The organism is Dorea sp. 210702-DFI.3.125, assembly GCF_020560945.1.
GTDB lineage: Bacteria > Bacillota > Clostridia > Lachnospirales > Lachnospiraceae > Dorea > Dorea formicigenerans.
This window is the reverse complement of record NZ_JAJCNF010000025.1, coordinates 32,938-54,897: the sequence shown is the minus strand read 5'-3', so window position 1 is coordinate 54,897 and position 21,960 is coordinate 32,938. Positions and strand designations below refer to the sequence as shown.

Sequence of the window (21,960 nt, the reverse complement as noted above, 5' to 3'; positions counted from 1 at the left end):
TAGAAACTTATTAACCAAGTAGTCTTGATTGACTACATCATTATTATACTAGGAGGAATTATTATGTTTTCAAGAATTGGAACAAGTGAATTAATCTTAATCTTAGTTATCGCTCTGGTAATCTTTGGGCCTTCCAAATTACCGGAAATTGGAAGAGCAATTGGAACTTCTATCAAAGAATTTAAAAAGAGCATCGGCTCTATCTCTGAAGATTCCGAGAATAATAACAAAAAAGAAAATTAGTCTGTTAAGAAATCTTTTCATCTCCGCAAAGATTTCTTGCAAAGCGTACTATAAAAACGCTCATATCTCATATTGAGGTCTGAGCGTTTTTACTATATCATCTACTATACCTTTTACTGTGCTTTAAATTTCGTACCTACCGGGACTCCTTCGATAATATCATAGAGTGCTGCCGGGTTCTTTCCATTCGTAATAATGGTGTCGATTCCCTGCGAAGTTGCAAGTGCTGCTGCCTGGAGTTTTGTACGCATTCCTCCTGTTCCGCGTCTGGATCCCGCACCTCCGGCAAGCTTGTACACTTCGTCGTCAATCTTATCAATCTCTTCAATCAGCTTTGCATCTGGATGAAGTCTTGGATCACAATTGTAGAATCCATCAATATCTGAAAAAATCACTAATTTGCTTGCGCGGCACAGAACCGCTACTACAGAAGACAGCATATCGTTGTCTCCAAAAAGTCGGTCATTAGATTCAATCTCCGTATAGCTTACAGAGTCATTTTCATTTACAATTGGAATGGCTCCCATCTCTAAAAGTGCGTCAAATGTATTGATCAGATTGTCTTTTTTCTCTTCCTGTTCAATATCTTCAGCATTCAGAAGAATCTGACCGATCGTCTTATCGTAATCTCCGAAGAACTTATCATACAGGAACATGATACTGCACTGTCCAACTGCTGCGGCTGCCTGTTTGTGGCGCATACTTGTCGGCTGAGTCTTCATTTTTAATTTATTTCTTCCAACTGCAATTGCACCGGAAGATACAAGGATCACTTCATATCCCATATTCTGGATATCTGACAGCACACATGCCAGTCTGTCAAAACAACGAAGGTCACTCTTTCCAAGCTCATTTGTAAGTGTTGATGTACCCACTTTAACAACAATTCTGTTCTGATAAGGTTTCATAATAAAAATCCTCGCTCTCTCTTGCATTTCATCTGCGTTTAGTTTACCATAGAGCTACAGATTACAAAAGCGTATCTTTCTCATATGTATCATGAGTTTTTCTCATGTATTGATATTTATACAAGATTAGTCAAAACACTGTATAATGCGCGTCCATGAAGCAGATTCTCGAAGGCACGCTCACGCTACAGCAAATCTATACTTCGCGACGCATCATTATGATAAAGATACCGTCCTGACTTTTTCAAATTGAAAGGAACCCATATGGACGTCAACATACAAAAATACCAGGCCTTTCTTAAGGCTGTTGAATATGGCAGTTTCACAAAAGCTGCCGAAGCACTCTCCTACTCCCAGTCCGGGATCAGCCGGATGATTGGAGATCTGGAACAGGAATGGAATATTATTCTTCTGGAACGCGGCAGGGGTGGTGTCCGTCTGACTTCTGATGGACTGAGACTTCTTCCTTACGCGCAGAATGTCTGCGCCGAATACAAAAAGCTGCAGATGCAGGTGGATGAGCTCCATGGCCTGCAGTCTGGTCTGATTCGAATTGGTACATTTTCCAGTGTTGCCACACATTGGCTGCCGAATATAATCCAACAGTTTCAGAAAGATTTTCCGAATATTGATTTTGAACTTCTACTCGGTGATTACGCCGAAATTGAAAATTGGATTGTTTCCGGCCGGGTGGACTGTGGATTTTTACGCCTCCCGACAATAAATCCTGAACTGGAAACTATTTTTTTAGAAGCTGACCCGCTGATGGCTGTTATACCTGAAGATCATCCACTGGCAGACTGTAAAAAATTCCCGGTTCAAGAACTAGTATCTGCTCCATTTCTCCTTCTTTCCAGAGGAGCCAATTCTGATGCCACAGACATCTTTAGTAATTGTGGGTTGAATCCGAAGGTACATATTATGACATGGGATGATTACGCAATTATGTCCATGGTCGAAAAGGGGCTTGGCATCAGTGTGCTTCCACAACTGATTCTGCAACGAATCCCTTATCACATTCTTACAAAGGAATTAGATGTTCCGGCTTACCGCCGTGTAGGGCTGGCTCTTAGAAGCAAGAAAACCGCTTCCCTTGCGGTAAAGCGGTTTCTCGAATATCTGCAGTACAGATAATTATTTTTCCATATTTTTAAAGCTGATAAAATGATAACTCTCTAAAATCTGAAAATATTTCACAATTCTTGGATACAGCGGCTCTGCTGCTTCTCCAAAATGTTCTTTCTGAAGGGCGGCCAGTTCCATCACTGTCCGCTCCCCGTCGATCAACGGCCACAGATAACTTCCCTGCACATCCAGATGAACTTTCGTCGTCTGTGGTCTGCGGAAATATGTCTGTGCGATCCGATTGAAAAAGCCTTCATTCTTCACTTCTAATACAACCCGTTCCCGACGGTCTATATGCCAGCCGAGTTTTTCCGGTCTCACCGGAATCAGGTCAAGATAATTGATCTGCTGCTTATTTTTCTTATTCTTTTTCATTATTTCTCTTTACTCTTTTTCCAAAGAGAGAATTTCAGAAGGCATAAGATCATGATAACCATCAGTACAACTCCACCGATGTTACCAAAGTTTACACTTTCCCCGATACTTACGTTAATTCCAAATACTGCGAAGATTGCAAGCAGGATTCCTACAAGTCCTTCTCCTGCGATCATACCTGCACAATACAGTGTTCCGTCTGTTGTCTGCTTTGTCTTTGTCTCCTCGTCAACATTTTTACGACGATCCATGAACATACGAACAACACCACCGATCATGATGGATGCATTCAGGTAGATTGGAAGATAAAGACCGATTGCAAATGGCATAACCGGTACTCTTAAGATCTCAAGTGCAATTGCTAAGAATACTCCGATAAATACCAGGTTCCATGGAAGGTTTCCACCCATGATTCCCTCTACGATCATCTTCATCAGTGTTGCCTGTGGTGCAGGTACTTCTGCTCCACCGTATCCCCAGGCTGCATTCAGAAGATACAGAACTCCACCAATTGCAAGGCCGGATACAACAACTCCGATAATTTCACCCATCTGCTGTTTCTTAGGTGTTGCACCAAGCAGGTATCCTGTCTTCAGATCCTGTGATGTATCACCGGCGATAGCTGCTACGATACAGATAACTGATCCGATTGCAATAGCTGCTGTCATACCGTCGATTCCTGTCTTACCGCTTGCTTTGATTGACATTGTAGCAATCAGAAGTGTAGCGATAGCCATACCGGAAACCGGGTTGTTAGAACTTCCCACAAGACCTACCATACGGGAGGATACAGTTGCAAAGAAGAAACCAAATACTACGATAATTGCTGCTCCAAGTAATGTTACCGGAATTGCAGGCACTACCCAGATGATAAGAATCATAGCTACGATTCCGAACAGGATCATCTGCATTGGAAGATCCTGAGCTGTACGAGCTGTATTGGTATTCTTTCCACCTTTCATGCTCTTAATAGAGTCACGGAATGTTGTAATGATCAGTGGCAGAGATTTGATCAGGGAGATCATTCCTCCTGTAGCGATTGCTCCTGCACCGATATATTTTACATATGTACTCCAGATTTTTGCTGCTCCGCCAGCTGCATAAAGATCAGCAATTGTTTTTCCTACATCTGCCGGATAAAGCCATGTATCTGGTCCGAACAGACAAATCAGAGGAATGATTACCATCCAGCCGATTATAGATCCTACAAACATGTAGGAAGCGATCTGTGGTCCTACGATATAACCAACACCGATAAGTGCCGGATATACTTCCATACCAATCTCACCTTTGAATGACTTAAATGCAAATGATACGTCAGACGGAAGTACTTTCAGTCCGTCTACAACGAATTTAAATGCTGCCGCAAGTCCCATACCGGAGAATACTGTTGAAGCATTGGCTCCTCCTTCTTCTCCTGCCAGAAGTACGTCTGCACAAGCAGTTCCCTCTGGGTAAAGCAGTGTCTCATGCTCTTTTACGATCAGCGCATTACGAAGTGGTACCATGAAGAGTACTCCAAGGACTCCACCACAAAGTGCGATCAGTGTAATCTCTACAAGACTTGGCATATCGCACAGGCCCTCTTCTGCCCAAAGGAACAGAGCCGGCATTGTAAAGATGGCTCCTGCTGCCAGAGACTCTCCGGCGGAACCGATTGTCTGAACCATGTTGCTTTCCAGAATGGAATTACGCTTCATGATCACGCGGATCACTCCCATAGAGATAACTGCTGCCGGAATAGACGCAGATACAGTCATACCTACACGAAGTCCTAAATATGCGTTTGCTGCACCAAAAATTACAGCCAGAAGCATTCCCATTACAATGGAAGTTACCGTAAGCTCCGGCATAACCCTATCGGCCGGGATATACGGTTTAAACTCATTCTTTTCGTTCATTTCCCTCTCACCTTTCTTCTTGAGTTTACACGCCCTTCCATGAACGTGCTTTCTTTATTATACCTAAATAATGCATATAACTCAAGCTTATATTACACTTCTACTTGTGCAATTTTATACATATATTAGTATAATTTTCCAATTATTCTATTAAAAGTGCAAAAAAAGCACCGATGAATCATATGTTATCTGATTAATCAGTGCTTTCTTGTTAATTGTCTAATGACATTAATCATTGATTGATGTATTTTATTCTTTCGTTATATTTATTTTCAATCTCCGATAGATTCATTTTATTCTTAATTATCTGTTTTCTGGATACAGTTATCTACCAGCCAGTCTTTTACCAGATCTGTGAGCATTGCTTCTTTTAAAGTATCTTTTGAATATGCCTCTTCCATGGCGTCACCATCTTCGAATCCATATGTCTTAGCATACTCTTTTAACATCTTCTTATATGTCTTGTCATCTAATTTAATCTTCTCTTTGTCTGCAATAGCCTCAGCAATCATGGTCTGCTTCTCAGACTCCTGAGCTGCCTCTTCCACTTTCTGCTCAAAACTCTCTACTGTATACTGACCAGAAGATGTAATGTAAGTCTCATAATCAGTTCCCTGACTCTCTGCGTAAGACTTGTAAGAATCAATCAGAGAATTCTTCATCTCGTCAATCTTCTCCTGCTGTTTCTTAGAGTACTTCTGAACAGTTGTGTTATCTACGACTGCCTGCCATGCCTCTGATTTCAAAGTACTATCATAGTCTTCCTGCTTCTGATCTTCCAGTGTCTTTTTGATCTCTTTCTTATATTCTTTTACAGTCTTAGAACTTTTAGAATTATTCGCAACCCACTCGTCTGTCAGTTCCGGTACATTCTGCTCTGAGATAGAATTTACAGTAATCGTAAACTGACATGCTTTTCCTGCAAGATCTGTTGACTTATAATCGTCTGGGAATTTTCCGTCCCATACAAACGTCTCTCCCACATTATGTCCGATAATGCTGTCTTCAAATCCATCGATCATCTTTCCAGAACCCAGTTCCAGTGAATAGCTATCAGAAGAGCCTCCGTCAAATGCTTCTCCATCAATGGTTCCTGCAAATGCGATATCTACAGTATCTCCCTTCTGTGCTGCGCGGTCTGTCACTTCTGTTGTCGTTGCAGAGCTTGTAAGCTGAGACTGAATATACTGTTCTACATCGTCATCTGTCACTTTTTCCGGTTTAGCTACTGCGCTTACTTCTACGCCTTTATACTGTGTGATTTTCAGATTGTCTGTCTCTAATCCTTTACTTGCCTGGCATCCCACAAGAATCATGGAAGCTGCAAGTGTTGCACAGAAAAGTGCTGCTAATCTCTTCTTCATCTTCTTACCCCTTTAAAACTTCGTTTTATAATTTAAAATTACTTTTCACGCTCGAAAAAACGCTACTTCTAGTTATAACACATTTCCCAAATGTTGCAAATACTTTTCACATATATTTCATAATTGCACGCGCAGTAACTGACGTTTTTCCTTGCACTTCCACTTAAAGAATGATACAATGGGATTTGTGTAAATGACATTAGATAAATATAGGAGGGTTACTCGTGAGTACATTATCGATTGTTTTACTGGTAATTTTAGTCGTACTGATAATCGCTTGTGTTGTGCTGTATTTTCTGGGTAAGAAAGCCGAAAAAAAACAGGCTGAACAGCAGGAGCAGTTAGATGCTGTTGCACAGACAGTATCTATGCTGATCATCGATAAGGGCAAGATGAAGTTAAAGGATTCTGGTCTTCCACAGATTGTCATCGACAATACTCCAAAGTATCTCCGCCGTTCTAAAGTTCCGGTTGTCAAGGCGAAAGTCGGACCGAGAATTATGACACTGATGTGTGATGCTCAGATTTATCCGCTCATTCCTGTTAAAAAAGAAGTAAAAGCAACAGTAAGCGGTATCTACATTACCGGCGTTAAGGGCGTGCGTGGTGCACTGGAGACACCAGAGAAGAAAAAAGGATTTTTTGCCAGATTTAAAAAAGATAAAAAATAAAGCATAGAAAATAAAATCCAAAAAAAGAGGCTGTTTTTCACAGCCCCTTTTTTATACTCATTTTTTTATCCTTCTTATTCATTCGCTTCTATCAGAATGCGGATATCGCAGTCTGCGGCCTTGTCTCCATTAATATCCAGAGAATATCTGACCTGAAGTTCGATGCGCTCCTCTTCAATCTGTATATCCATACCTTTCGTATATGTGCCAAGAAGCAGATCTCCGTATGGAGTCTGATATGGAGTCACATTAATCTTATCGGTCTCAAATACCATATGCGAATTAGTAATTCCGCTTTTTGTAATATCTAAAAGCTTTCCTTCATCAATTTTAATCCGATTCTTGATCGTCCCCGGAATTCCCTCTACGACCTCATCATAAACTATGTAATGTTTCCCATTTTTCAGATAATAGGTGGCAGGAGTTGTCACCTCTATGGAGTTTGCCTCATTACTATTCTCCTCCTGCACCATCATCACACTGTCATCATAATGAAGTCCGGATATTGTAACTAATACATTTTTCGTCATAAATCTTTATCTTTCCTCATTCTCGAAGTCCGGCGGACATCATCACTTCTATTCCTGCCGGCTTTACAGAGAAAGCTTCTTGGAAATCTCGTACTGATATTCAGGGATTCCTTTCTGCATTCCAAGTGCTTCCTCAATATCAAAATCTACATATTCACCGTGTCTGTAACCTACGATACGGTTTGTCTTTCCTTCTAAGAGAAGATCTACTGCCATGGATCCCATGATAGATGCATATACACGGTCTTTACATGTCGGGCTTCCACCACGCTGCATATGTCCGAGGATAGTTGCTCTTGTCTCCATGCCCGTTCTTTCTTCGATTGTCTTTGCAAGATTCACAGAATCACCAACACCTTCTGCATTGATGATAATGTAGTTCTTCTTACCTCTTTTTTTAGACTCTTTTATATCATCGATAATATCATCAATATCATATCCTTCTTCCTCAGGAAGGAGAATACGTTCAGCTCCATTTGCAATACCGCACCACAGAGCCAGGTATCCTGCATCACGTCCCATAACTTCAATAATAGAACATCTGCTGTGTGAAGTAGATGTATCACGGACTTTATCAATTGCCTCCATAGCTGTATTTACCGCTGTGTCAAATCCGATCGTATACTCTGTACAATCAATATCAAGATCGATGGTTCCCGGAACTCCAATCGTATTCACTCCAAGATATGCAAGTTTCTGCGCTCCACGGAAAGATCCGTCTCCTCCAATTACTACCAGACCGTCAATTCCATACTTTTTACAGATAGCTGCTGCTTTCTGCTGACCTTCTTCTGTAATCATCTCTTTACAACGGGCCGTCTGAAGAATTGTGCCTCCACGCTGAATAATGTCTGATACATCTCCTGCGTCCAGATCGATGATTTCCTCATTGAGAAGTCCCTTATAACCTTTTCTGATGCCTCGTACTTTCACACCTTTTCCAAGTGCAGTTCTGACAACAGCACGAATTGCCGCGTTCATTCCCGGAGCATCTCCTCCACTTGTCAATACACCTATTGTACGAATGATTCTTTCTGCCATGATTCTTCTCCTCCATCGTAGAGTTGCTTTTCACCTCTTTGATCAGCAACATATTTATTTCGTTATTTATTTAACCCTTCACGCTACATTGTATATGAATTGCCTTAGCTTTTCAATGGTTTTTCCACCACTTTTACGCAAGATTCACCAAAATAATTCATAAGCCTGCTTAGTAATCCAGGTTCTATATTCACATTTCGGTTAGATGGAAGGCGTTTTACCGCCCGCTCTGCCTTACAATATACTATCACTTCATCATTTCCATCGGAAGATGCAAGCATATCATATAGCATCTTCTCTCCCTGAAGAAATGTTTCTTTATCCGGATACTGGATCCAGAGTTCCTGTTTCTTCTGTCCAAATGGAATGACTTTCTCACAGATCAGTTTGCTGGAGGCTTCATCCTCTTCTGACACCCGTCCCTTAACAAAGACAACATTTTCCTCTTCCAGATATTGATGATAGCGCTCATAATCTCTTGGAAATACAACGACTTCTACTGATCCCATAATATCTTCGATCGTCAGGAAACACATGGTCTTATTATTCTTCGTGTATTTGATTGTCTTGCTCGCAATGATTCCTCCAATGATCTCTGTTGCGCCATCACTGACTCTTGAAAATCCCAATTCCTCATCAAACTGGAAATCCTGTGTCGTTTTGGAAATGCCTTTTCTCCACTGCTCCTCGTACTCTTCCATCGGATGTCCGCTTAAGTAGATTCCAAGCACTTCTTTTTCGAAAGCAAGTTTCGTAGACTTCTCGTATTCACCTACATTTGGCAGTGGAATATCGAACTCGGATTTCTGTTCTTCTCCTACAATGTCAAAAAGAGACATCTGACCTGTCATGGAATTTTTCTTCTCCCGGTTCACCTGGTCGAGAATCTGTACATAGATGACCATGAATTGCTTTCTTGTTCCTCCAAGTTCGTCAAATGCACCGGATTTGATAAAGTTCTCAATCGTTCTCTTATTGATATCTTTTCCTGACATCCGCTCAATGAAATCTTTCAGATTCTTAAACTCTCCGTTTACTTTCCGCTCTGCAACGATTTCTTTGATGACTGGTCTGCCGATGCTCTTGATCGCTGCCAGTCCGTACCGGATACTTCCGTTATCTGCAGAAAAGCTGCTGTAACCATGGTTAATGTCCGGCGGCAGAATCTTGATCCCCATCTGGCGGCAACTGTAAATGTACTCGGCTACCTTTCCTGGATTATCAATGACTGAGGTCATAAGAGCTGCCATATACTCTACTGGATAATAATATTTGAGCCATGCTGTCTGATAAGAAACGACCGCATATGCTGCCGCATGGGATTTGTTAAACGCATACTTGGCGAAATCTGTCATTTCATCATAAATCTTATTGGCAGTCTTCTCGTCAATACCATTTGCAATACAGCCTGGTACCCCTTCCTCCGGATTTCCGTACACAAAATTCTGGCGTTCCTTTGCCATGACATCGGCTTTCTTCTTAGACATAGCGCGGCGCACAAGGTCGCTTCGTCCAAGGGTATATCCTGCCAGATCACGCACAATCTGCATCACCTGCTCCTGATAGACGATACAGCCATAAGTTGGCGACAGGATCGGCTCTAGCTGTGGGCAGTCATAGGTGATCAGCTCCGGATGTTCTTTTCCTTTAATATACTGAGGGATAAAATCCATCGGCCCCGGACGATACAGGGAAATTCCGGCGATAATATCTTCCAGGCTCTGCGGTTTCAGCTCTTTCATAAAGTTCTTCATTCCTGCACTCTCTAACTGGAACACACCGTCTGTCTTTCCCGTTCCAATAGAATCCAGTACTGCTTTATCGTCAAAATTAATCTTGTTAATGTTGATCTCTTTTCCGGAACTGTAGCTTGCAAGCTTCTCTGCATCCCGGATTACCGTCAAGGTGCGAAGCCCCAGAAAGTCCATTTTCAAAAGTCCCAGCTCTTCCAGCGTGGTCGCTACGAACTGAGTCGTTACAGATCCATCTGATCCAAGTGACAGCGGCACATATTCTTCTACCGGCTTCTGGCTGATAACAACTCCGGCTGCATGCATGGAAGTATGTCTTGGAAGTCCTTCCAGACGCATGGACATGTCAATCAGTTCTTTTACCTGTGGGTCTTCCTCATAGGACTTGCGAAGTTCTGAGCTGGTCTTGAGTGCCTTATCCAAAGTAATATTCAGCTCCTTCGGAATAAGCTTCGCTATATTATCTACAAATGCATACGGCAGATCCATCACACGTCCTACATCCCGAATCACACCTCTGGCAGCCAGTGTACCAAATGTGACGATCTGAACGACTCGGTCTGCGCCGTACTTTCTTCCTACATAGTCGATCACTTCCTGACGCCTCTCGTAACAGAAATCCACGTCAATATCGGGCATGGACACACGCTCCGGATTCAGGAAACGTTCGAACAGAAGCTGGTATTTAATCGGGTCAATACTTGTAATCTCCAGACAATACGCCACAATACTTCCGGCACCGGAACCACGTCCCGGTCCGACCATAATCTTCTGTGACCTTGCATAGTGAATGAAATCCCACACAATCAGGAAATAATCGACATAGCCCATCTTGTGAATAACTGACAGTTCATAGTCCAGTCTGTCTTTCAAATCCTGTGAAGGATTCGAGTAACGTCTTTCCAGCCCTTCGTAACACAATTTGTTCAAATATTCCCAGGAGGAAAGTCCATCCGGAACATCGTATTTTGGAAGTTTGGTCACACCAAATTCGATTTCCACGTCACAACGGTCTGCAATCTTCTGTGTGTTCTCAAGAGCCTGCAATGCATATGGGAACAGCTTCTTCATTTCCTCTTCTGACTTGATATAATACTGTCCGCCCTCATAGCGCATACGATCCTCGTCTGCCAGCTTCTTACCTGTCTGGATACAGAGCAGAATATCGTGTGCCCGCGCATCTTCTGCATAAGTATAATGTATATCGTTCGTTGCTACCAGTTCAATTCCCGTCTCCTGTGACATGCGCATCAATGCCTGATTGACCGTCTGCTGCTCCGGAATTCCATGATCCTGCAACTCCAGGAAAAAATTCCCTTTTCCAAATATTTCCTCATACCTAAGAGCTGCTGCTCTTCCTTCACTGTACATGCCTCTTGTGATATTTTTCTGAACCTCACCTGCCAGGCACGCGCTAAGCGCAATGATTCCTTCGTGAAATTCCCTCAAAAGTTCCAGATCCACACGTGGTTTATAATAATATCCTTCTGTGTAACCACGGGATACAATTTTCATCAAATTGTGGTATCCTTCATCATTTTCTGCCAGGAGAACCAGATGATAATATCTGTCATCTCCGCTTCCTACAGCCTCTTTGTCAAACCTGGATCCTGGTGCCACATAGACTTCACAGCCAAGAATCGGCCTGATTCCCTGAGCACGGGCAGCACGGTAAAAGTCGATCACGCCGAACATACAGCCATGATCAGTAATTGCCACGCTGTTCATTCCAAGCTCTTTGACCCGCGCCACACACTCTTTAATTTTATTGGATCCGTCCAGCAGACTGTACTCTGTATGAACATGTAAATGTGCAAAGCTCATATATTTTTCTCCCTTATTTTCCTTATCTTCGCATGTAATAAAGAATGTGCCTCGGCACATTCTTGCTGCTCTGATACAGATAGAAAAGAAAGCGCTGACAGACTTTTTCGCCCGCCAACGCTAATATTCTCATCAATACTTCATTCTCTCTTCTGATCTTAGCCGTTAATCATATAGGAAATCAGCCTGTCGATGTCTTCTTTTTCATGTGCGACGATTTCCATTTCCGGAATCTCTCCATTTGAAAAGATGGTCGCGAGTGATACATACTGGGATAATTTTGATTTCAAATTCAGTCTGTCTCCCTCACCAGTAACAAGCTCAACTTTTCCTTTACAACCGTCAATTGCTTTAAAAAATCCTTCAATATCTGTAATATTCTGTACTTTCATGCGCTCGCGCTCCTTTCAAAATTTATCACGCCCCCATTATACCTTATTTGTGCAGAAATTCAATAGATTTTTCTGTAATAATGACTTTGTTTTCCTTTAAAAGACGTCCTACTGCACGTTTAAATGCATTTTTGCTCAGTCCCAGTTCATTTTTAATTTTTTCCGGATCTGCCTTGTCTGTAAATGGCAGTTTTCCCCCGTGCTCTTCCATCCGTTTTACGATCAGCTCTGCATCTGCATCCATCTGGATAAATGCTTTCTCACGCACACTTAAGTCCAGCTTTCCATCTTCACGTACCTTTATAACTCTTGCATGGACTTTATCCCCAACCTGAAGATGTCCGCCGTACGCTTCACGCTTCGGGATCAGTGCAGAATACTTATTGTCTACTGCTACAAAAACTCCAAAGTTATCGCTTCTCTCATAGACGATTCCTTCTACATGATCGTCTTTCTTATACGGAGAGTCTGTCTCTAATTTTTCATAAACCTTCATAGTCGCACATAATCTCTCGGACTTGTCCACATAAAGCGCAACCAGCACCTGATCTCCTTTTTTCACCTTAGCAGTCTGCTCTTTGAATGGAAGTAGCAGGTCTTTCGGCAGTCCCCAGTCGAGAAATGCTCCAATCTTTCCGGTATCTTTCACTGTCAGAACAGCCAGTTCACCCAATGTGATCTTTGGTTCTGCTGTTGTTGCAATCAATCTGTCGCTGGAATCCTTGTAAAGAAATACTTCCACCGGATCTCCAATCTCAATTTCTTTTGGTACTTCTTTCTTTGGAAGCAGTACACGTTCCTCGCTTGTTCCAAGATATATTCCAAAATCAACTGTCTTTACAACTGTCAGCATTCTTCGTTTTCCGAGTTCTTCGATTAACTTCATCTGTCTTATCCTTTCTCTCTCTACAATCATCTATCATCAGCCCATTTTATGTAAATGCCCTTACACCCATGCAAATTCTACTGCTGCATACAATTCTCCTTCTGTCGTACACAGTTCCACAACTGTCCGGCCATCTCTGTCACCTGTCCTGGGAACAATCATATCCCCCAGCACTGCTGATTTCTTATATTCCACCCGCACCTGACGGATCACTCTCTCTTGATTCAACATTTCCATAGCCATCTGTACATACTGGCAATTATTTACATGTTCATTCGTATCAATATGGTATCTGCGCACCGGAAACGGCTCCAGACTCATACATTCTTCCGGCAGTGCAATTTTTCTGGATTCATAGTCCATCTCCAGCGGTTCACACTGTCCATAGGCATCCAGTTCTTCCTGATCTGGTCTTACCGGACGCCCCTTTTCCACATCCATATATACCCAGACTGACTGTGCGTACGCAGCCTTTTCTCCATTCTCATCTGTCATACAGAAGTTGCGCTCTGCAAGCATTCCCTTGAACTTTGAAGCCCATGTGCTGACCTGGATCTTATCATTCATTTTCGGATAATGATCGATCACGATCTGCCAGTAAGTCAGAATCCACGCTTTTTTCTTTTTTGAAAGTACGTCCAGACCGACTCCGATATCTTCTGACTGAAATGTACTGCAATCTTGAAAATAATTGATGATCGATGGAACTGTAATCTTTCTTGTGTGGTCGATCTCGCTGAAGCGGACGCGGCCGTCAATCATATATTTATACTCCTTCTTTGGCACTTGCAACGTAACTCCTTTCCACTGTAATGACACACTGATATCTTGGATCTACAATCTGTAAAACTCCCATAATCGCAGACCGGATATGATCCTGTTTTTTCTGATCATATTCAAATGGTACGACCAGATCAAAAATCAGATTGATCTGATCCGTTCCGGGAACCATTCGAAAGTCATGGATACTAAGCTTAGGATCCATCGCCCGCAGCACCTTCTCGACTTTCTCCTTTGCCTCCAGCACATGCTTGTCTTTTGTCTCTACAGGATCCATATGTATTACGAGCATAACCCCAAGCTGTTCTAATGCTTCTCGCTCCACCCGGTCGATAATCTCATGGGATGTCTCAATGTTCACATCATTCGGGACCTCCGCATGAATGGATGCCATGCTCCTTCCTGGTCCGTAATTATGTACGATCAAATCATGGCTTCCAAGAATCCCGTCATATTTCTCCACAAAATCACTGATCTGCTTATAGACCTGTGGGTCTACCGGTGCCCCGATCAATGGCTCCAGCGTATCTTTTGCGATTCCGATACCGGCCCACATAACGACTAACGATACACCAAGTCCTACATATCCGTCAATATTAATTCCTGTAAAATAAAAAAATAATACTGAAGCGATAGTCGCCCCCGTTGTAATCACATCTCCCATGGAATCTGCTGCAGTCGCCATCATGACCTGGGAATTGATACGTTTTCCAAGATTTTTATTAAACACTCCCATCCACAGCTTCACTGCCACTGACAGAAATAATATGAGCATAGATACCGCCTGAAAATGTAACTCTTCCGGTTCCCTGATCTTCGCAATAGCGCTTTTAAAAAATGTGAATCCAACTTCCATTACAAGAAAGGCCACGATCAGCGCCGCAATATATTCAATTCTTCCATGTCCGAACGGGTGCTCCTTATCTGCCGGTTTTCCTGCCATCTTCACACCGATCAGACTGATGATTGAAGAACCTGCATCAGACAGGTTGTTAAATGCATCTGCCATAACAGAAATACTGTGAAGCAGATAGCCAATCAGCCATTTTGCCGCAAATAGCAATATATTACAAAAGATGCCTGTCACGCTTGCCAGCACTCCATATGCTGTACGCACAGACACCTTACTCGTATTCTCATAATCTTTTACAAAATGTCGTACAAGAAACTCTGTCATCTCATACTCTCCTAATCTCCGAAGAAAAACCATTTCATCTTAAGTTCTTTATTATCCGTAAGCAGTTGATATTCCTCATCGGTAAGCACCCCTTTAAGGTCTTCTTTCCCTTCATCACTCACCACCGCACAAGTCTTGTCCAGAAAACAGAGATTTGGATATAACACACACCACCAGTTATGTCCGGCCGCCTCACCCAATGTGATCCTCAGCGCCTCATACTCGCCTTGTGGAAATGTCATATCTCCGTATTTTTTTTCTGGGAAGCAGCACTTCGTCACGTGCGCATCTGCCTGATAATCCATGCCTTCCTGCTCAAGCACCTCGTCAGCCACCAGGATCAGATCATTTAAGTGAGACTCTGCCCATTTCTTCGTTGCCTGTGCAGAATTTTTATGAATGCCTGGATTCATCTGCTCCGCCTGATCCATTGTCACTGCGTGATCCATCTGGTTTGTGGTACCTGGCATCTCAGATGTCATATAGGCAATCACTGCGTCCCGGACTTTTAGCTTCACCCGCTGGTCTTTTTCACTGTCACTGTTGGCCAGCACATGAAAACGAAAGACTTCATCTGCAATCCCCCGCTGCGTCTCGCAGATTTTCTTATCCACCAAAGCCACGCGCCATGCAGTAAAACTCCACATCCATCCAACTGCTATACAAATACCAAGTATACCACAAATCAGATTCTTTGTCCCGATTTTATTTCTCAACAGATCCCATAACTTTCGCATATCTATGTACCTCCTGCAATCACTCAAACATTTAAATTGAATTTATACAGAAAGTATGGACAGATATCCGTAGATTATACAGGTATCTGCTAATTATTCTTCGTTCTAATCTTGTCCGTCACCGCAGATACCTGATTATCAATATGCTGACATGTAACTGCTGTTGCTTCTACTTTTTCTCTTCTCTTGATATGGTACACGATCTCTTCGTGTTCCTGGGTCAATTGCTCGTGCACATCTGGGTTCTTCAAATATTCTACACGGTAGCGGTACATCTGTTCTCTTAATTTATTCAGCAGATGGATCAGTTTCTGATTATCCGTTGCCATATAGATCACATCATGGAATCGCACATCTGCCTCTGCTACCTCTGTGATGTCTTTACTTCTTTTCAGGACTTTTTTAAAATTCTCTCCGGCCTGTTCCAATTCTTCCAACTCTTCCTGAGTGATTTTCTCACATGCGAGCTGCACTGCCAGTTCTTCCAGTGCTTTTCTGACTTCCAGCACATCTCGCAGACTTTTCTCCGTAATGTCCGCCACTTCCGCACCTTTTCTCGGAATCATAATGACCAAACCTTCCAACTCCAGCTTACGGATTGCCTCACGGATCGGGGTACGGCTCACGCCCAGTTTATTTGCAAGCTGGATTTCCATCAATCTTTCACCCGGTTTAAACTCTCCTCGAAGGATTGCCTGTCTGAGTGTATTGAATACCACATCCCTGAGCGGAAGGTATTCATTTTCATTGACTTTCAAATTTTGCTCCATGCTTTCTACTTCCTCCTTGCCTGGTGTATACTCGTTACATATACCTGTTTTGCCAGTTTCTGTTCCTTTATCTTCTGTGCCGCACATCTCGCTGACTGTCTGTCTTCAAATAAGCCAAATACGGTCGGACCACTTCCGCTCATCATAGCGTTCATGGCTCCGCCTTCTTTCATGACATTTTTAATCTGTTCAATGACCGGATAGACAGGAATCGTCACCTGCTCCAGTACATTTCCCATACACTCTGCCACCTTATGGATATTCTTTCTCGCAAGTCCGTTTAAAATACCATCGATATCCGGGTGTTCTGTAATTTCCAATGCATCCAGTTTTTCATAGACCATCTTCGTCGATACACTGATCGGTGGTTTTGCCAGCAACACAAAACACTTTGGACAGGCCAAAAGAGGTGTCAGCTTCTCACCGATTCCCTCTGCCAGAACTGTCCCACGCATCAGACAGTATGGTACATCTGCGCCAAGCTTTCCCCCCCGTTCTTCAAGCTCAGTCATGCTAAGCCCCAGTTCGAACATCTTATTGACTCCAAAAAGAACTGCTGCCGCATCTGCGCTTCCGCCGGCCATACCTGCTGATACCGGAATTTTCTTGTCCATGGAAATGTGCACTCCTTCGGTAATGTTAAACTCATCGATCAGCATCTTTGCTGCCCGGCATGCAAGATTATTCTCATCTACCGGAAGATAAAAAAGATTCGTCTCTGCCTTTACTCCCGGCTGCTTTGTCTTCGTTATCACGATCTGATCATACAGATATACTGTCTGCATAACCATACGGACATCGTGATATCCGTTCTCCCTGCGGCCAAGCACATCCAATCCAAGATTGATCTTTCCAAGTGCCTTTAATTCCATCTTATCCATAACTTTTTCTCCTCGTATCCAGCCCCGTCTTGTATACAATATACCTACAGTATACTGGCATTTTCCTTAAAAATCAATAGTTTGTCGCCACATTTCAACTGTTCCGACTCCATATGATTGATGTCCATAATCCCTTCCTTTGTCGTGCCGTAGTATTTCGCCAGATTCCACAGTTCATCGCCTTCTTTTACGATATATCCAATGATTCCCGGTCTTTGTTCCAACACTTTATAATCTATCTCTTTCTCTTCTACTGAATCTATGTTACGAAATGTCACTTTCCCACGAAGGAAACTCCGAAATGCCAGCACCGCCTTTACTTCTATCTCTCCATTTCCAAGGAGACTGATGCCAAGCTGTTCCAGAGACGGCATCATATCCAATGTCATATCCTCCTGGACTTCATTGCTTTCCAACAGCCAGGAAAATGGTATCATCCCCTGCCACAGGGCAAATGGTATCTGATCGTCCGGTCTGACATACATAAAACGGATATGGAGTACTCCTTCTATCTGAATACCTGTGTCTTGAACCGTCATCTGCTCGACTTGAATTCTCGCATCACTATAGCAGATCTGTAAAATGTCATCTTTAATCTCAGGCAGTGACAACCGCTCTGCGATTTTACATTTGGAATGATTCTGCATCAGAACATTTTCCACCTTGCACTGCGTATACGCTGGAACACAACATGTTTTCAGTGAATATAAATCGTCTAATATCTGTATCTTTTCCTCCGTGCACAAAAAGAACCGCATAGAAAGTGTTGCCTCGATGCCAAGAAGACGCATTTCTCCGTCCTCGTCCATAGCCGGCTCTAAAAGTGCATCTGTAAGAATCGGATAAATCTGATGGTACATACCTTCCTCTGCACCAAAGCACTCTACCTGTCCCTCATACGGAACATTTTCACAGATCCAGTCTGTCTTTCCATCCACTGATTCATAAAGACAAAACACAAGAAGTTCTCCCTGAAGTTTTAATGTATCTGCCTCCAGCCTTGTATCCAGACGGCGGCTGAGTACTTCTTTCCACAAAATGTTTCCGATACTTTCTTTTGTTCCGGAGATTGTCAGCTGCTCTTTGATGCGGTATGTATCTTTTTTCACAGTGTGAAGAGTCAGGATCTGCTTCTCCTGGTATTTTGTATAAATCTGCTCCCCACTCTCAATCCCGGTCGTCACTTCTTCACTTACCTGACTGTCCGAACTCATGGTTACTTCCGCCATCGCTTTCACATTGATTTTCCGGGAATGGATCAGATTGACAGTCAGCTCTGTCTGCGCTGCTTTCAAAAATAACGTTTCTTCCAAAGTCTCGTCTACATAATACATTTCCTCAAAGGGAATTTTCCCTTCCAGAGAAGATAAGGTATTGTCACTGTTATCTGCAACATATAAAACCTGAAAAGCAAGCCGCCCGGTGATCCGGATATAATTCTCCACAAGCTTCAGGTCGATTTCCTCCATAACCGCATCGCTCTCTATAATCTCCCGGATATCAGCTTTCGTGTCTGGCACATTATAATCCTCATCTACATAGAACTGGTCCGTAAAAGTTTTCCCCTGTCGGTAAATATTCAGCATCTTTTTTTCACAATTCACACACATGTCCCCCTTATTGTTTGTTTTATTATAATGTTGTATCAAAAATCCCAACTATGGCTGGCACATTACTTTTACTCAAATATCACATCTTTCTCTCTATATTCTGTTTTCATCACCACATACGGATATGTCTTCTTTTCTTTTGTCTTCTCGCCCTTTGCCGGACCGAGAAGTGTTGTCTGGATCCTGACAGCATCTGATGTTTCGTAGCATGCGTTGACCTCTACACTGTACCCCGTTTTTTCTTTTTCTCCATACCCTCGCGCCATGTAAAGATACCCCTGATCTGCATAAGTCAGACGAAATGGGGTATCCCGCGCCTTTTCGATATCTTCTTTCAGTTCCTCTGGTACGTCTTCTGGTGCTACTACCGTAAATTCAATATCCTGTATCTTTTTTGTATCTTCCTTTTTAATACTGCACCCAGCCAGTGCCAGAATAAAAATCCCTGCAATTATGTAGAAATGTTTTCGATTCATGATGCTCTCTTTCTTCTTGAAAAACCTTTTATAACATCATACACACCAAGTCTAGGAAAAATTCCAAAATTGTTGTATACTTAATAAAATACCATGTCCAAGAATGCCTCGGCTTGACTTTGTATAAGCAGGCATTAAGTTTAAAAGTTCCTACTTTAACATGGTTTTAAAAGGAGATTACAAAAATATGATAAATAACGAACGCTTATCCGGCATTTTGCTTCACCCGACTTCTCTGCCTTCCCCTTACGGGATTGGGGATCTTGGAGATGAAGCATATGCCTTTATCGATTTTCTGGCACGGGCAGGTCAGCATCTCTGGCAGGTACTGCCACTGACCCACACAGGTTTCGGAGACTCTCCGTACCAGAGTTTTTCTGCTTTTGCAGGTCAGCCTCTTCTCATTGATCCAAGACATTTGATCCGTCTTGGACTGATCGGTGGCTGGGAACTTACCGATTGCCCGATTGCAGACCCAAGTCACGTAGATTATGGACAGGTCATTCCGTGGAAGGAGAAAGTTCTGGCCCTTGCCTACAGCCGTTTTCCACAGAAACGCCATGAAATCCCAGGCATGGACCAGTCTTTCCAGGAATTTTATGAAAGCAACCGCTACTGGCTGGATGACTATGCTTTGTTTATGGCATGTAAGAAATTACACCATGGCGCTGACTGGCTCCACTGGCCGGATGAATACCGGTGTCCGACTTTGGAATTCAAAGCCGGCCTTTTTAAATCCATGCACGAAGATATAGAATACTATCGTTTCATTCAATTCTTATTCTTTGACGAGTGGAAACGAATCAAAAAATATGCAAATGACCACGGTATCCGCATCATCGGTGATATCCCGATTTTTGTATCTATGGACAGCGCCGATGTGTGGGCGAACCAGCATCTGTTCCAACTGGACTCCAAAGGGTATCCGACTCGCGTAGCCGGAGTACCGCCGGATTATTTTTCAGCCACCGGACAGTTATGGGGTAATCCATTGTACAACTGGGAAGCTCATGAGGCGGAACATTTTTCCTGGTGGATATCCCGTATCCGTGCACAGCTTCACAACCTGGATATTCTGCGTGTAGATCACTTCCGCGGATTTGAAGCTTTCTGGTCCATTCCTTACGGCGAACCGACCGCTGTGAATGGCGAATGGGTAAAAGCTCCGGGCCATGCATTATTTTCCGCAGTCCGTGATGCTTTTGAGGGAAACCTTCCAATTATTGCAGAAGATCTGGGCGTTATCACCCCGGAAGTGGAAGCTTTGCGAGATGAATTTGGGCTCCCAGGCATGAAGGTTCTGCAGTTTGCATTTGACTCTCTGGATGAAGGAAGTTACCTGCCACACCGCTACACATCTCCAGTCTGCGTATGTTACACCGGAACTCATGATAACGACACGACTCGCAGCTGGTATCAGACACTGCGCCCGGAATGCCGTGACAAAGTACGCCGCTACACACACTGCAGCAATGATACACATTTTCCATTGGATCTTATTGGAACCGCACTTGCAAGTGTTGCTGCATATGCAATCTTTCCTCTTCAGGATGTTCTGTGCGTCGGTGCAGAAGGACGCATGAACACACCAGGTATCGGCGCCGGGAACTGGAGCTGGCGTTATCAGCAGTCCGCGCTCAAAGGCGAACTTGCCGATGAACTTCGTGGCATGACTATTTTATATGGAAGATATTAGTTGGAGGAACTTGACATATGTTACGATTTATACTCGTTGCAATATTTTTATTGTTATATTTTCTGCTCGGGATTCCTGTACTCGGAATTCTCTGGCTTATTGGCAAAGTGAATAAACGCTCAGCCGATCTCGCAGCACTACGTATCGTTCAATGGGGATTTAAAGTGATCCTGAAAATTTCCGGTGTCGAAGTGACCGTCATCGGAGAAGACCGTGTTCCTGATGAACCGATTCTCTACGTGGGCAACCACAGAAGTTATTTTGACATTTTGCTGACTTATTCCCGCTGCAGGGATCTGACCGGATTCGTTGCCAAAAAGGAAATGTTAAATTACCCGTTCCTTCGCACCTGGATGAAACGGGTATACTGCCTGTTTTTGGATCGCGACAATATAAGAGAAGGTCTTAAAACCATCCTGACTGCGATCGATCAGGTGAAAAATGGAATTTCTGTTTTTATTTTCCCAGAAGGGACACGCAACAAAGGAGACGAATTAAGTCTTCTTCCATTCCATGCCGGTTCCTTTAAAATTGCAGAAAAGAGCGGATGTCCGATCGTACCTGTTGCACTGAATAACACCATTAATATTTTCGAGGGACATTTGCCATATATCAGAAAAACACACGTTGTTTTGGAATACTGCTCCCCTATATATATGAAAGAAATGGAAAAAGAAGACCGCAAGAAGATCGATGTTTACTGCCAGAAGATCATAAAGGACACGATTGAGAAAAATCATACCCTTGTATAAAGGTACCATTATGATATATAATACACAAGATATCATGAAATGTACGATACGAAGCAATCCGTGGTATCAT

Annotated in this window: 21 protein-coding genes; 5 read left to right on the top strand and 16 right to left on the bottom strand. The window is 42.9% G+C overall.

The genetic code is table 11. The annotated features are described in order from the left end of the window. Nucleotides 1–63 precede the first annotated feature (63 nt). Nucleotides 64–243, top strand: coding sequence for a twin-arginine translocase TatA/TatE family subunit (locus LI164_RS11850; RefSeq protein ID WP_227087193.1), 180 nt, complete (start codon nucleotides 64–66; stop codon nucleotides 241–243). 113 nt (nucleotides 244–356) lie between these two features. Here the strand turns inward: LI164_RS11850 and proB are convergent, their stop codons facing one another. After that, nucleotides 357–1,151, bottom strand: coding sequence for a glutamate 5-kinase (gene proB, locus LI164_RS11845; RefSeq protein ID WP_005339601.1), 795 nt, complete (start codon nucleotides 1,149–1,151; stop codon nucleotides 357–359). 264 nt (nucleotides 1,152–1,415) lie between these two features. Here proB and LI164_RS11840 point away from each other — a divergent pair, with 264 nt between their 5' ends. Continuing rightward, nucleotides 1,416–2,285 carry a LysR family transcriptional regulator gene (locus tag LI164_RS11840; RefSeq protein ID WP_227087192.1) on the top strand — a complete coding sequence of 290 codons (870 nt, stop codon included), beginning with the start codon at nucleotides 1,416–1,418 and terminating at the stop codon, nucleotides 2,283–2,285. On the opposite strand, the gene LI164_RS11835 is transcribed toward LI164_RS11840, so the two are convergent. The 3 genes from LI164_RS11835 to tig form a co-directional block, all read right to left on the bottom strand. After that, the gene (locus LI164_RS11835) at nucleotides 2,286–2,651 is read right to left on the bottom strand and encodes a PqqD family protein (RefSeq protein WP_005333290.1); all 366 of its coding nucleotides are present in this window, start codon (nucleotides 2,649–2,651) and stop codon (nucleotides 2,286–2,288) included. Beyond that, nucleotides 2,651–4,552, bottom strand: coding sequence for an OPT family oligopeptide transporter (locus LI164_RS11830; protein ID WP_227087191.1), 1,902 nt, complete (start codon nucleotides 4,550–4,552; stop codon nucleotides 2,651–2,653). The genes LI164_RS11835 and LI164_RS11830 overlap by 1 nt, the downstream gene beginning before the upstream one ends. A 299-nt stretch (nucleotides 4,553–4,851) precedes the next feature. Further along, on the bottom strand, nucleotides 4,852–5,916 hold the full coding sequence (gene tig, locus LI164_RS11825; RefSeq protein WP_119224823.1) for a trigger factor: 1,065 nt from the start codon (nucleotides 5,914–5,916) through the stop codon (nucleotides 4,852–4,854). A gap of 224 nt (nucleotides 5,917–6,140) precedes the next feature. Between tig and LI164_RS11820 the strand changes: the two genes are divergently transcribed. Next, nucleotides 6,141–6,587, top strand: coding sequence for a hypothetical protein (locus LI164_RS11820; RefSeq protein ID WP_005333284.1), 447 nt, complete (start codon nucleotides 6,141–6,143; stop codon nucleotides 6,585–6,587). A 74-nt stretch (nucleotides 6,588–6,661) separates the two neighbouring features. Here the strand turns inward: LI164_RS11820 and LI164_RS11815 are convergent, their stop codons facing one another. From LI164_RS11815 to LI164_RS11760, 12 genes are all read right to left on the bottom strand, one after another. Next, nucleotides 6,662–7,117 carry a DUF1934 domain-containing protein gene (locus LI164_RS11815; RefSeq protein ID WP_005333282.1) on the bottom strand — a complete coding sequence of 152 codons (456 nt, stop codon included), beginning with the start codon at nucleotides 7,115–7,117 and terminating at the stop codon, nucleotides 6,662–6,664. 63 nt (nucleotides 7,118–7,180) lie between these two features. Continuing rightward, nucleotides 7,181–8,158, bottom strand: coding sequence for a 6-phosphofructokinase (gene pfkA, locus LI164_RS11810; RefSeq protein ID WP_022278515.1), 978 nt, complete (start codon nucleotides 8,156–8,158; stop codon nucleotides 7,181–7,183). Between the two features lie 104 nt (nucleotides 8,159–8,262). After that, a complete protein-coding gene (locus LI164_RS11805) occupies nucleotides 8,263–11,733 on the bottom strand; it encodes a DNA polymerase III subunit alpha (RefSeq protein ID WP_227087190.1) in 3,471 nt (1,156 codons plus the stop codon). A 158-nt stretch (nucleotides 11,734–11,891) separates the two neighbouring features. After that, on the bottom strand, nucleotides 11,892–12,125 hold the full coding sequence (locus tag LI164_RS11800) for a hypothetical protein (protein WP_005333269.1): 234 nt from the start codon (nucleotides 12,123–12,125) through the stop codon (nucleotides 11,892–11,894). Nucleotides 12,126–12,168: 43 nt separating this feature from the next. Beyond that, complete coding sequence (locus LI164_RS11795) at nucleotides 12,169–13,011, bottom strand: S1 RNA-binding domain-containing protein (RefSeq protein WP_005339583.1); 843 nt, start codon at nucleotides 13,009–13,011, stop codon at nucleotides 12,169–12,171. Nucleotides 13,012–13,071: 60 nt separating this feature from the next. Further along, on the bottom strand, nucleotides 13,072–13,773 hold the full coding sequence (locus LI164_RS11790; RefSeq protein ID WP_227087189.1) for an acyl-[acyl-carrier-protein] thioesterase: 702 nt from the start codon (nucleotides 13,771–13,773) through the stop codon (nucleotides 13,072–13,074). 4 nt (nucleotides 13,774–13,777) lie between these two features. Then, the gene (locus tag LI164_RS11785) at nucleotides 13,778–14,968 is read right to left on the bottom strand and encodes a cation diffusion facilitator family transporter (RefSeq protein ID WP_022278518.1); all 1,191 of its coding nucleotides are present in this window, start codon (nucleotides 14,966–14,968) and stop codon (nucleotides 13,778–13,780) included. Nucleotides 14,969–14,979: 11 nt separating this feature from the next. After that, the gene (locus LI164_RS11780) at nucleotides 14,980–15,705 is read right to left on the bottom strand and encodes a stage II sporulation protein R (protein ID WP_022278519.1); all 726 of its coding nucleotides are present in this window, start codon (nucleotides 15,703–15,705) and stop codon (nucleotides 14,980–14,982) included. An 89-nt stretch (nucleotides 15,706–15,794) separates the two neighbouring features. Continuing rightward, nucleotides 15,795–16,475: a GntR family transcriptional regulator gene (locus LI164_RS11775; RefSeq protein ID WP_022278520.1), complete on the bottom strand. Its 681-nt coding sequence runs from the start codon at nucleotides 16,473–16,475 to the stop codon at nucleotides 15,795–15,797. 5 nt (nucleotides 16,476–16,480) lie between these two features. Next, complete coding sequence (gene ispE / locus LI164_RS11770) at nucleotides 16,481–17,356, bottom strand: 4-(cytidine 5'-diphospho)-2-C-methyl-D-erythritol kinase (protein ID WP_227087188.1); 876 nt, start codon at nucleotides 17,354–17,356, stop codon at nucleotides 16,481–16,483. Between the two features lie 44 nt (nucleotides 17,357–17,400). Next, complete coding sequence (locus tag LI164_RS11765) at nucleotides 17,401–18,966, bottom strand: SPOCS domain-containing protein (RefSeq protein WP_105309974.1); 1,566 nt, start codon at nucleotides 18,964–18,966, stop codon at nucleotides 17,401–17,403. Between the two features lie 68 nt (nucleotides 18,967–19,034). Then, on the bottom strand, nucleotides 19,035–19,442 hold the full coding sequence (locus tag LI164_RS11760) for a protease complex subunit PrcB family protein (protein ID WP_022278523.1): 408 nt from the start codon (nucleotides 19,440–19,442) through the stop codon (nucleotides 19,035–19,037). Between the two features lie 187 nt (nucleotides 19,443–19,629). Here LI164_RS11760 and malQ point away from each other — a divergent pair, with 187 nt between their 5' ends. Together malQ and LI164_RS11750 are read left to right on the top strand one after the other, a co-directional pair. Then, the gene (malQ, locus tag LI164_RS11755) at nucleotides 19,630–21,138 is read left to right on the top strand and encodes a 4-alpha-glucanotransferase (protein WP_227087187.1); all 1,509 of its coding nucleotides are present in this window, start codon (nucleotides 19,630–19,632) and stop codon (nucleotides 21,136–21,138) included. Nucleotides 21,139–21,155: 17 nt separating this feature from the next. Next, the gene (locus LI164_RS11750; protein WP_227087186.1) at nucleotides 21,156–21,890 is read left to right on the top strand and encodes a 1-acyl-sn-glycerol-3-phosphate acyltransferase; all 735 of its coding nucleotides are present in this window, start codon (nucleotides 21,156–21,158) and stop codon (nucleotides 21,888–21,890) included. The last annotated feature ends 70 nt before the right edge of the window (nucleotides 21,891–21,960 follow it).